The following is an 11,135-nucleotide window of genomic DNA, read 5'->3' as shown; positions in this document are numbered from 1 at the left end:
CTGCTTTTCTCTTTGGAGCTGCTTTTCTCTTTGGAGCTGCTTTTCTCTTTGGAGCTGCTTTTCGTTTAGCTGCCATATTGGATCGACATTTTCATTGTTTTTCAGTGGTTAAACTAAAGAAATTTACACAAATTGATTACAAATTGTCAAGTAATTTTTTTGTAAAAAATTTTTTCATGATCGTAAAATTTTCAGTAAACACCTTCAGCTGATGGTCTTCTACCTTGCAACCAACTAGTTTTTCCACAAATTGTGCATTTGTACTTCCGTCTGCGCTTGTATGTTGCCATTTCTGGAAGAAAAACTAGTTCTTGTTTTGTTTTTGTCATGCAAAATTTGCACCATCGATGTTCAAATTCTTGATCCATGTTGCACTTTCTTTTTGATTATGTTCCACGAGTTTTGATAATTGTTAATACATCTTCATCTTGTAAAATATGATTTAATCCTACTCTCTGTCCTCCAAACTTTACACTTTTACCCCACACCAATCCGTATCTGAACTCTCTTTTCATTCTTCTATGCAACTTGTTACAAATATCTTCAACTGAATCTCCTTCTCTTGCAATTAATGGTTCTTTGAAATCTGTCTCGCCACCCTTTGGACGCATGTATATTCTAATGAATTTTAATTTCTCGTAAATTTTCTCCTTTAGTAATTCTATGTTTATGTCTGAATTTGCAGACACTTCAATTACATCTGATTTTATTTTTGTTTTCAAGTCCTTCAAAAACTTCTTGTCAACTAGATCGATTTTATTTAAAATTGTAAGTGCTTTTGAATAACTAATATTTCCTGCAATGTGATCTGCCAATTGCTCAGATGTTATGTCTTCTCTGACAACAACACGGGCGCTAACAATTCCATAAAGATGTAAAATGTCTTTTAGATGTTTTTCTGTAATTTTTGTAAGTTTAACTTGTTGGGCAATTGCAATTCCTCCCATCGATGCCTTCTCAATTGTTATGTTTGGAGGAAGTTGGTTTAATCTAATTCCAATGTTTCCTAATTCATTAATTAGTACATCTTCGTGATATGGCTGAAAGACATCTAGAACTAGTAAGACAAGATCTGCAGTTCTTGCCACTGAGAGGATTCTCTTTCCAAGTCCCTTACCTGTTGATGCTCCTTTTATGATTCCTGGAAGATCTAGTACTTGGATTTTTGCTCCTCTATACTCCATCATTCCTGGAACCACTGTTAGTGTTGTAAATTGAAATGCCCCGACAGCTGATTTTGCTCCAGTTAATTTGTTAAGTAGTGTAGATTTTCCAACACTTGGCAATCCAATAAACACCACTGTTGCATCCCCTGTTCGTCTAACATCAAATCCATCTGACTTCATTCCAGATTTTTTTGCAACACTTTCTTCTTGCTCTCGCTTGAGTTTTGCAATCTTTGCTTTTAGTAATCCTAGATGGTGCTCTGTTGCTTTGTTGATCTGCGTTTTTGCCATTTCATCTTGAATGGCTTTAATTTTTTCAGGAATTCCCAATACTATTCACCTCTTGCTATTTTCTTTTCAAATAAAACCGTATTATTTTTTTTAATTTTCTTTATTCTGCTTATTGGTATGGTTTGCAAGTTGTCTGACTGAATTAAAAATTCTGGCAATGTGGTTTCAACAGTTTTTTCAAAATTTCTATAGAAAATTTTGTATGATTTTGATTCATCTGCAAATTTTGCTTTACTGAAAATCTCCTCTATTGCTCCTTTTTTTACCACATTTCCACTAAAATCACTGCATTAATGAACAATACGCATTTCTTTTTTGCTATATGTGAAACAAAATTTTTTGATATCTTGTTTCATGCGTAGCAAATATTATTCAGTACAAAAAATCATTGATGTGATAAAAAGAACTTTTGCAGTAGACATTGATGGAACTATAACTGAAAATGGAGGTGGTAGGATTCACTTAGATGCCCTAGATGCATTAAGACGTCTTACCAACATGGGTCATGATGTAATTTTTGTTACCGGACGATCGTCTGTTGAAGGGTTTTTGCTCTCAGTTTTTGGTGGAATGACCAAAGTTGCTGTGGGTGAAAATGGTGGATGTATCACTCTTGATTCAAACGATCACGTTTTGCTGGGCAATATTGATGAGTGCAAAAATGCACTAGATGTTCTAAAAAATAATTTAGATAATGTAGAAGAAAAATACGTTTTTCCTAGAATGACTGAAGTCGTTTTACAAAGGACATTTGATCTAGATCTGGCTAGGGATATACTATCTGAACATAATCTGGATGTAAAATTGTCTGATAGTCAGTATGCCTACCACATCAACTCTTATGGAATTGACAAGGGTACTGGATTTCAAGAAATTATGAAAAGATTCGCCATCTCCAAAGACGATGTCATTGCAATTGGTGATAGTGCAACTGACGTTCCATTGTTCAAGGTAGCAAAAACAAGTGTTGCTTTGGGTAATGCGTCAGATGATGTCAAATCTGAGGCCACAATTACTGTATCTGCACATGCTGGCGATGGTGTCCTTGAAGCATTAGATAAATTAGCACCTAGATTATCTGAAATATAGTTATGACTTTCAAATCTATAATTGATGAAGTTGAAAATAATCTTAACAAGATTTTAGATGACTTTTCAATTGATGATGTAAAATTTTCTGTAGAACCTGCAAAACCTGGATTTGGTGATGTCAGTTCTAATGTCTCTTTCTTACTTGCAAACCAACTCAAGAAAAGTCCAAAAGAAATTTCTCAAATGCTGTCTGAAAAATATTCTCAATGTACTAGTACATTAGTTTCAAAATCTGAATCTCATCCCTCTGGATATCTGAATTTTTATGCTGATTGGGAAAAATTAAACCAACTAATTTTATCTGAATCTCATCTTCCAGAATTTGGTGATGTAAATATTGGAAAAAACTCTACAATTGTAGTTGAACATACAAGTGTCAATCCCAACAAAGCATTACACATTGGCCATATACGCAATATCATAATTGGTGATACTGTATCTAGAATTTTGAAAAAAGCAAACTACAAAGTTAATGTTCTAAATTATGTTGATGACTCTGGACTTCAAGTTGCTGACATTATTGTTGGTTTCAAACATTTTGGGTTTGATATAGAACCTCCAAACGGAAAGAAGTTTGATCATTATTGTGGGGATGATGTTTATGTAAAGACCACTGAAAAATATGACCAAGATCCTAGTCTTGAAGAAATTAGAAAAAACATTCTCAAAGAGTTAGAAGATGGAGATTCTGAGACTGCACAGTTTGCAGATAAGATCACTCGTCGTGTGTTGTCAAACCAGCTTGAAACCTGCTGGAATCTTGCGGTATACTATGACTGTCTGAATTTTGAGTCACAAATAATCCGTTCAGGATTGTGGAATGATATCTTTGAGAAATTACAGAAGATGAACCTAATAGAATTTGAAAATGGGGGGAAAAATACTGGATGCTGGGTTATTCGCGGTAAAGGTAAGGAAGAAGATAAAGTGATTGTTAGAAGTAATGGTACTGCAACCTATATTGCAAAAGATATTCCATATGCTGCCTGGAAATTGGGATTACTTGATGATCCATTCAATTATGAAAAATATGAGAAAGCGCAACCAAATTTCCGTATTTTGTGGCAAACCACATTATATGGCAGTGATTCAAAACCTCAAAACTTTTCTGGTGACAAAGTAATTACGGTAATTGATTCAAGACAGGCAAGATTACAAAAAATCATCACATCTCTTATGGGAAAATTCAAATCAGTTCCTGATGCATATGTTCATCTTGGCTATGAATCAGTTACATTGAGTTCTGACACTGCCAAAGTTCTTGGTTTGGAGACTGACGGAAAGCAAACACAAATGTCTGGTAGAAAAGGACTGTATGTTAATGCAGATTCTGTTTATGATCTATTAAAAGAAAAAACAATTGAAGAGACAAAAAAGAGACATCCTGAAATGGATGATGTTGAAATTAATTCGATTGCCCATTCGGTATCTGTTGCAACATTACGTTACGAAATGATAAAACAAGATTTAGACAAAATTATTACATTTGATTTAACAAAATCTCTTAGCTTAGAAGGTGACACTGCACCATACATCCAATATACTCATGCTCGAGCATCAAGGATTTTAGAAAAGTCAGGCCGTACACCCTCTATTGATGTTGATTTTTCTTTACTAAAAGAACACTCTGAAATTGATTTAGTAAAAACAATTGGTCTTTTTAATTTACAAGTTCGTGATGCTGTAAATAATTTATCTCCAAAAGTAATTTCCAGGTATTGTCATGATTTGGCAGTAGCATTCAACTCTTTTTATGAAAAATCTAAAGTACTTGATTTAGGAGATGAACAACTGGAAAATTCACGACTGTGTTTAGTAAACTCATTTAAGATTACAATAGAAAAGGCATTAGACCTTCTTGGAATAACTGCTCCTGATAAAATGTAATGTCCCAGTGAGTGCACTACACGAATGTTGGCTGTCTCACTGGGTTGTTGGCGTGCAAACCAATTACTGTTCATTAATCTTAATTAAGCCATAAATGTTTGGATTTTACTCATGGACTTTCACTGGTGGGATTTTTAGCAATTTTTAAATTCTAATCTGACCAACAAAATTACTTGAAATTACTCATGGTTTTTACTTTGATGATATTTTTACTATTTCCAATCTATGATGCATATTCTGAATCACAATATGATATTAACATCCCATCTGGTTCATCTGATAAAAATGCCCCCTTTCATTGGTCAAGTGAAAAAGATGGTGATGCAACTGGATTTATTGAAATTATTGTAGGTGGCACTATATTTTGGAAAAATGCGGACTCTGTTTCTCATACTATAACTTCGGGAAACCCTCAAACTGGACCTGATGGAATTTTTGATAGCACTATTGAACCTGGCAAATTTTTCCAAAGAACATTTTCTGAAATCGGTGAATTTGAATATTATTGTACAATTCATCCATGGCGAACTGGTATGGTTAGCGTAGTTAGCGGCTATAGAACTTTATCAAATGTTGGAATGGATGCTGGAGATGGAACAACATTTTTTGATGTAGAATACAAATTCAATCGACTGATTAATAATGTGAGCGTTGTCGAAGAATCCAAATCCATTGTATTTGAATTAAAAGGTAATACTTTCAGCGATGATAACTCCTTGATGCTATTACTGCCATCTGGTTTGATTAATGGTATTAATTCAGTTACAATTGATGGTGTATCTTCTGAAACATTTTCTCAAGAATTTGAAAATGATATGATTATTTTGGAAATAAATGATATACCTCCTAACTCTAAAATTATTGTTGTGGACGGAACAACAATTGTTCCTGAATTTGGCGAAATAGTTTTAGTGATTTTAACGATATCTGTATTTTCTTTAGTTGTATTATCACGAAAGCAAAATATTGGAAGCATGTTACGATATAATTGAAATTATTTTAAACACTAAATCAATAATCTTGTTTGTTCTTAATGTTCATTTCCAATTCTTAATTATTCCGGATCTTATTGTTTGGGGTCTTGTAACAATTTGACAGGCCTTTTTTGAAGACCGAAAATGATTCAAACTTCTATCGATTCATCTAAATAATTACAAATTCTAAACATCTTGTGAACAAAACAACACTTGTGGGAATTGGAATTGCAGCAATTGCCATTACTGTATTTGTACTTGCATTGACTAATCCTAATCTTAGAGAAAACAAAGATACCTACTTTGGGTTTATTGATACAAAACCAGAACCTGTCCCACCTGTAACTCAGCAAGACTTGAGAGTAATGATTGATGAATGGATGGAAAATCCTCAAGACGATGATAGAGAGCAAAGATTAGAAATTATGAAAGCATATTATACATTTCAAGAGTCTGGGCAAAAACTATCTGTTGATCGGGATGGTCGTGTTATGTATAATCAAATTGTAAAAATGGTTAGCCTTGATATCCCAAAGGCAGAACTGGATCAAATTAAGCAAAATATTCGAGACGAACTAAAAGAACTCGGGTTTAAAATTCAAAATTAATCCTCATGAACGATTCAAACTTCTAGAATTTATATTGTAAATAATGACAGAAAATGGAATTATTTTTACAAACCCATTTCAGATTTTAGTTGGGAACACCATTTTGTGATTCTTTCATCTGTATGTTCTGATTCACTGTCTTCATCAACTGGCAGTCCACAAAACTTTCCATTAATGATGCTCTTTGAACCTGTGAAAGTATAACCATTTGTACCTACATGTCCGACCATTTTTGCCCCTGCTTTTTCAAAATATCTGTGTAATTCCTCCATTGCATCAACAAAATTGTCAGCATAACCTGCAGCATCACCTAGGCCACATATTGCAACGGGTTTTCCCTTGAGGTCTAACTTGCCAATTTTTTCTAATAGGTCGTCCCATGCAGTACCTGATCTATTTTCCTCCTCGCCTGTATTCCATGTAGGGATAGCACAAATGAGACCGTCCATTTCTGTAAATTGACTTGGATCTCCTCCAATCTCAGAAACATCTTTAGGATCTGTAACTGCGTCACCTAACTCACTTTTTATCTTGGCGCATACCATCTCAGTCTTGCCGGTTTGTGAGCCAAAGTAAATTCCAATTGCCATAAGTGATTACCGTTTTAATCATATTTAACTCAATAATAATTTCAAAACCATTATTCGTTTTAGGAATTTGTTGATAACAATATAGATCAATTATGTGACTCTATGCTGAATCAAGAATTTAATTCAAATTGAAACCTATCAATCATTATAGACTTGATTATTAATTAAGCAGGGCTAAGATGAATTCAATGTATTATTTCAGGCGTCTGTAAATCTCTTTAAATTCTTTTGAGATGTTATATGAAATATTTAGTATGTGCGTTAATTGATTCATTGATTTCATATCCTTACCAATCTGTCTTAGAATAGTCAAAGCCTTTTGTGGGGATGTCGCAGATGGTGGTTTTTGACCAGACCACGTTTTAAAAGAGTCTTCCACATCTAGACAAAAATTCAACACAAATTCCTTCCACTTGGGATTTTGCGATAATTTTTCTTTTCCTAGAAACACTTCAGCAATTACGCTAAATTCATTTTGTCTATCTGTATATAATAATTTGAGTGATTCTTGAACTTTTTCTTCAGTGTACTCTGGTATGTTTAGCATGTACATTCCTTTTAGTTCCATGACTTTAATCCCTAAAATCTACAATTAAACCCATCTGAAATTATCATTGTTGAAAACAATTACTATTCTTTATTCATCTCTACTAATTCCTGTAAAGATTTTAAAATTCCCATTTTGATAAATAAGAATATCTCCTGATTTAAAATCAGTATACTCTGTATCTTCAAAAATTATAGCCTTTTTTTCTAAAAATGGTTTTTTTAATAACTCTTCAACTGTGATGTTATTTTTTTCACCAAGGGCTTTTAGAATTCCATCTTTTTTTAATCCCTCAACACACAATTCTAGATCAGGCAAATCCTTGTAGTCTTTTGCCCTTATCACGATTGTTTCCATTTGGTAACTTATACTGTGTCAAAGTTATAAAATAATTGTAGATTTTTACATCTGAATATATCAAAAAATCAAACTTTTAAGATAATGCATCACAAATCATAGATTTCATTTTTTAATTACCTCATGATTTTGATTCTTATTATCATCTATCTTGAGTCTCTTATCAAAGAACATACAGGCAGTGAGATCTCCAGTCACATTTATCATCGTTCTAGTCATATCTAATAACCTGTCAACTCCTAAAAGTAAAATGACTCCTATAGCTGGAACTCCTGCAGCAATTAATATTGTTGATAATATTACGATTCCAGTTCCAGGAGCTGATGGTGCACCAATTGATGCGGCAAGAGCAGTTAATGCAATTAGGATTATGGTTGTAAAGCTTAGATTCACATCAAAGAGCTGGGCCAAGAAAAATACTGCAATTATTTGATACATGGCAGTACCATCCATGTTAATTGTTGCTCCTAAGGGAATAACAAATTGAGAAACTTTAGGTTTGATCTTTAATTTTTCTTCTGCTGTTTTGATAGATACTGGCATTACTGCAGCAGAGCTAGATGTTGAAAATGCCAAAAGCTGTGGATCTCGTATTGCTGTCAATGTAGATGAAAGTGGTCTTTTTGCAAAAAATTTGATGATGATGATGTAGACTATCATCATTACAAATAATCCTGCAATTACTGTTGCCATGTATGCCCCAAGTCCTGTTAATGCAGAAAGCCCAACCTTTGAAACAATTCCTGCCATAAGGCCAAATGCTGCAAATGGTGCAAGACGCATTGCCCAAGATACAACTTTCATTGTGAAATCCTGTATGGATTCTAGCAAATCCAGAATAGACTTTGAGCTTTTTGGAGGTAACGTAATCATTGCAACACCCACAATTAATGCAAAAATGATTATGCTCAGCATTTCCCCCGACATAAACGAAGAAAGTGGATTGCTTGGAATCAAACCAATTATGCTTTGAGGAATATCTTGAATCGAAAGATCCGTACTTTCAACTATCTCTAAATCTTCAATCCCAAAACTTTCTCTAATCAAGTCACTGTCAATAAAATTGCCCGGCTGTATTGTTGTAACAATCAAGATTCCGATGGTAAGCGCAATTGCAGTAGTAATTACAAAATATATCGCAACACCAAATCCAAGTTTTTGGAGTTGTTCGATACTACCTGATGATGTCAAGCCTCTAATAATTGATGCAAAAATTAGAGGCACTATAATCATCTGAATAATTTTTAGAAATAGATTGGCAGGAATTGACAGCCATTCTGTAATTGTTTCAGCAGTCTCTTTTTCAACCCAATTTGTCTCTGGTCCTAATGCAAGGCCTACTAACAATCCTACAAATAGCGCTACAAGTACCTGCGCCCAAAGCTTCTTCTTTATGAGATATCTTATTTGAGGAATAGAATGTGTAAAAGACCTTATCTCCATCCCATGTGATATGTTTTATCTAATAAAAAAAGTAGTCATATTCTCCGAGTTGAAAATCTTAATTTAGTTTTAGTAAGATGTCTTGATAAAATACTCGTTGAAATTACTGATTTACCTATTTATTGTTTCATTTCTTGTGGTTGGGGGAAGCGGTATTGCCATCTACCTTATTGAGTCTCCTCATGATGACGCTCAAATCACAAATCTAATTGATGCTTTTTGGTGGGCATCTGCTACTGTCACTACTGTAGGATATGGTGATGTTGTTCCAGTCACCGAAGCTGGAAGATTATTGGGAATAGGGCTAATGTTTGTTGGAATTGCCATAATTGGTACTTTTATCTCTGCATTTGGTGCTATGCTTATTGGTTCTAGATTAAAAAAACATGAATCCGTTGAATCATCTACAAAAGCTCTAATTATCAAAAAAATTCGGGAGATTGAAAATCTTGAGAAACATGAGGTGGAATTATTGATATCTATGGTCAAAGACCTTCATGATGAAGTGAAAATCAGCCGAAGTAAAAATGACAAATAATGATTCAAATATTTTCTAATGTCAAAAATACCAAATTAACTCAAAAAATTTAATTAATGATTTTATTTGTAATTCATTCTCAAATATGATATTCTAAAAATCTTTTAACTTATAACAAAACCACTGGTATTAATTGGATTTTCTTTTAATTGAGATCTCTGCCATAATCATTCTCATTGGGTTATACGCACTTTTTAGTGGATTAGAAATTGCCATAGTTGGAATTCGACGTTCAAAGGTTATGAGATTATATCGTAAAAAAATACGTGGCTCATCAGCTCTTTACAAATTAAAATCAAACCCAAGTATGATGACTTCGAGCGTTAATCTGGGAAATACATTGGTAAATGTGGCGTCATCTGTCCTTGCAGCAGATGTTGCAATTAAAATGCTGGGAAATCAGGGTGTTGGAATTGCAATAGGCATTATGACTTTTATTATTTTGGTGTTTGGAGAGATATTTCCAAAAACATATTCTCATATACAATCTGAAAAAATGGCTTTACGTTTCAGTAATTTTCTTCTAGCATTTACATATCTCATGTACCCATTTGTTTGGTTTTTAGACAAATTAACGAAATCATTTTTGAAATTGATAGGAGGACAATCTTACCCAAAACCCATTACTGAAGAAGACATTCAAGAAGTTGTTGATCTAGGTTTGTCAGAAAAAGCTATTGAAAAAGAAGAGCATCGACTTGTAAAAAAAGCCCTTGAATTTGATGACAAACCTATCATTGATGTAATGACTCCCAAAAATGATATTTTTTCATTAGATGATGAAATCCTACTATCTGAGGTTTTTTCATTAATTGTTACAAAAGGGTTTTCTCGAATACCGGTCTATTCTAAAACATTTGAGAACATAATTGGTATATTACATATTTGGGATATTGCAAAAATTCCTGAAAATAAATTTGCCAAAATAAAAGTTGGAAAAATTATGCGAACACCATTTTTTGTTTATTCTGATGAAAAAATCAGTGCTTTGCTTGTGGAACTTAAAAAAAATGAGAGCCATATGGCCGTTGTTTTAGATGACAATGAGAATTTGCAAGGAATTATCACAATAGAAGATCTACTAGAAGAAATTGTAGGTGACATAGGAGGCGATATTAGATGAAAATATTGACTATTTTATTTTGCTTAATTGTTTTAAACAGAAGGTATTTGTAATTATGACTTTTATGAGGAAAGATGGATAAAGCCTTTAACAATATTTTGGTTCCCTATAATGGGTGCCCAGGCAGTCAAAAGGCATTCAAAAAAGCAATATCTTTAGCAGTATTGGAAAATTCCACAATCACCATTTTGACTTGTATGGAAGATAAATCTACATTTGGCTTGTTTAAGACAAAAACTAACAAAAAAGAATCTGAAAAAGAAAAGGAGTTGATCCTAAAAGAACACTCAAGACTGGAATCTTTTGCAAAAGATCATGGTGTTTCACTAAAATCTAAACTGGTTAAAACCAACATGCCTTCTCAAGCAATTCTTGAATTCACTGAAAAAAATGATATAGATCTAATCATTATGGGATTGAAAAAACTCACGAGATTTGAAAAGATTCATTTTCCAAGTACTATTGAGGATGTTTCAAAGCATTTTCGTGGTGCATTATTAATTCTAAATTAATCTGTAAA

At 33.3% G+C, this 11,135-nt stretch carries 14 protein-coding genes; 7 read left to right on the top strand and 7 right to left on the bottom strand.

All coding sequences use genetic code 11. The annotated features are described in order from the left end of the window. Positions 1-191: 191 nt before the first annotated feature. Genes C6989_RS07085 through C6989_RS07075 form a run of 3 tightly spaced genes read right to left on the bottom strand, consistent with a single transcriptional unit; the run spans position 192 to position 1,726 of the window. Positions 192-329 (bottom strand): hypothetical protein, encoded by a 138-nt coding sequence (locus C6989_RS07085; RefSeq protein WP_182126834.1) that lies wholly within the window; start codon positions 327-329, stop codon positions 192-194. Positions 330-386: 57 nt separating this feature from the next. Beyond that, positions 387-1,496 carry an OBG GTPase family GTP-binding protein gene (locus C6989_RS07080; RefSeq protein WP_148703568.1) on the bottom strand — a complete coding sequence of 370 codons (1,110 nt, stop codon included), beginning with the start codon at positions 1,494-1,496 and terminating at the stop codon, positions 387-389. 2 nt (positions 1,497-1,498) lie between these two features. Then, on the bottom strand, positions 1,499-1,726 hold the full coding sequence (locus tag C6989_RS07075; RefSeq protein ID WP_148703567.1) for a DUF504 domain-containing protein: 228 nt from the start codon (positions 1,724-1,726) through the stop codon (positions 1,499-1,501). A gap of 85 nt (positions 1,727-1,811) precedes the next feature. Between C6989_RS07075 and C6989_RS07070 the strand changes: the two genes are divergently transcribed. The 4 genes from C6989_RS07070 to C6989_RS07055 all read left to right on the top strand — a co-directional run bounded on the left by C6989_RS07070 (position 1,812) and on the right by C6989_RS07055 (position 6,017). Beyond that, a complete protein-coding gene (locus tag C6989_RS07070) occupies positions 1,812-2,546 on the top strand; it encodes a phosphoglycolate phosphatase (protein WP_255464663.1) in 735 nt (244 codons plus the stop codon). Positions 2,547-2,548: 2 nt separating this feature from the next. Further along, a complete protein-coding gene (gene argS / locus C6989_RS07065; protein WP_182126758.1) occupies positions 2,549-4,435 on the top strand; it encodes an arginine--tRNA ligase in 1,887 nt (628 codons plus the stop codon). A gap of 173 nt (positions 4,436-4,608) precedes the next feature. Next, a complete protein-coding gene (locus tag C6989_RS07060) occupies positions 4,609-5,427 on the top strand; it encodes a PEFG-CTERM sorting domain-containing protein (RefSeq protein ID WP_182126757.1) in 819 nt (272 codons plus the stop codon). Positions 5,428-5,606: 179 nt separating this feature from the next. Beyond that, entirely contained in the window at positions 5,607-6,017 is a 411-nt protein-coding gene (locus C6989_RS07055) for a proteinase inhibitor (protein WP_182126756.1), read from the top strand. A 65-nt stretch (positions 6,018-6,082) separates the two neighbouring features. Here C6989_RS07055 and fldA read toward each other — a convergent pair whose 3' ends face one another. The 4 genes from fldA to C6989_RS07035 all read right to left on the bottom strand — a co-directional run bounded on the left by fldA (position 6,083) and on the right by C6989_RS07035 (position 8,954). Next, positions 6,083-6,607 (bottom strand): flavodoxin FldA, encoded by a 525-nt coding sequence (gene fldA, locus C6989_RS07050; RefSeq protein WP_148703563.1) that lies wholly within the window; start codon positions 6,605-6,607, stop codon positions 6,083-6,085. 193 nt (positions 6,608-6,800) lie between these two features. Then, positions 6,801-7,175, bottom strand: coding sequence for a hypothetical protein (locus tag C6989_RS07045; RefSeq protein WP_148703562.1), 375 nt, complete (start codon positions 7,173-7,175; stop codon positions 6,801-6,803). 69 nt (positions 7,176-7,244) lie between these two features. Then, entirely contained in the window at positions 7,245-7,511 is a 267-nt protein-coding gene (locus C6989_RS07040; protein WP_182126755.1) for a hypothetical protein, read from the bottom strand. Positions 7,512-7,616: 105 nt separating this feature from the next. Next, positions 7,617-8,954: a dicarboxylate/amino acid:cation symporter gene (locus C6989_RS07035; RefSeq protein WP_182126754.1), complete on the bottom strand. Its 1,338-nt coding sequence runs from the start codon at positions 8,952-8,954 to the stop codon at positions 7,617-7,619. Between the two features lie 97 nt (positions 8,955-9,051). Here C6989_RS07035 and C6989_RS07030 point away from each other — a divergent pair, with 97 nt between their 5' ends. From C6989_RS07030 to C6989_RS07020, 3 genes are all read left to right on the top strand, one after another. Next, the gene (locus C6989_RS07030) at positions 9,052-9,492 is read left to right on the top strand and encodes a potassium channel family protein (protein WP_160272896.1); all 441 of its coding nucleotides are present in this window, start codon (positions 9,052-9,054) and stop codon (positions 9,490-9,492) included. Between the two features lie 133 nt (positions 9,493-9,625). Next, the gene (locus tag C6989_RS07025) at positions 9,626-10,615 is read left to right on the top strand and encodes a hemolysin family protein (protein ID WP_182126753.1); all 990 of its coding nucleotides are present in this window, start codon (positions 9,626-9,628) and stop codon (positions 10,613-10,615) included. Positions 10,616-10,689: 74 nt separating this feature from the next. Then, positions 10,690-11,127, top strand: a complete 438-nt coding sequence (locus tag C6989_RS07020; protein ID WP_182126752.1) for a universal stress protein — start codon at positions 10,690-10,692, stop codon at positions 11,125-11,127. The last annotated feature ends 8 nt before the right edge of the window (positions 11,128-11,135 follow it).

Source organism: Nitrosopumilus sp. b2, from assembly GCF_014078535.1.
GTDB lineage: Archaea > Thermoproteota > Nitrososphaeria > Nitrososphaerales > Nitrosopumilaceae > Nitrosopumilus > Nitrosopumilus piranensis.
This window is presented reverse-complemented; position numbering and strand designations above follow the sequence as displayed.

What these genes read in the sequence shown, in the direction of transcription:
- C6989_RS07085 (WP_182126834.1), bottom strand. Translation starts at nt 329, where the DNA reads ATGACAAAAACAAAACAAGAACTAGTTTTTCTTCCAGAAATGGCAACA.
- C6989_RS07070 (WP_255464663.1), top strand. Translation starts at nt 1,812, where the DNA reads ATGCGTAGCAAATATTATTCAGTACAAAAAATCATTGATGTGATAAAA.
- argS (WP_182126758.1), top strand. Translation starts at nt 2,549, where the DNA reads ATGACTTTCAAATCTATAATTGATGAAGTTGAAAATAATCTTAACAAG.
- fldA (WP_148703563.1), bottom strand. Translation starts at nt 6,607, where the DNA reads ATGGCAATTGGAATTTACTTTGGCTCACAAACCGGCAAGACTGAGATG.
- C6989_RS07045 (WP_148703562.1), bottom strand. Translation starts at nt 7,175, where the DNA reads ATGGAACTAAAAGGAATGTACATGCTAAACATACCAGAGTACACTGAA.
- C6989_RS07040 (WP_182126755.1), bottom strand. Translation starts at nt 7,511, where the DNA reads ATGGAAACAATCGTGATAAGGGCAAAAGACTACAAGGATTTGCCTGAT.
- C6989_RS07035 (WP_182126754.1), bottom strand. Translation starts at nt 8,954, where the DNA reads ATGGAGATAAGGTCTTTTACACATTCTATTCCTCAAATAAGATATCTC.
- C6989_RS07020 (WP_182126752.1), top strand. Translation starts at nt 10,690, where the DNA reads ATGGATAAAGCCTTTAACAATATTTTGGTTCCCTATAATGGGTGCCCA.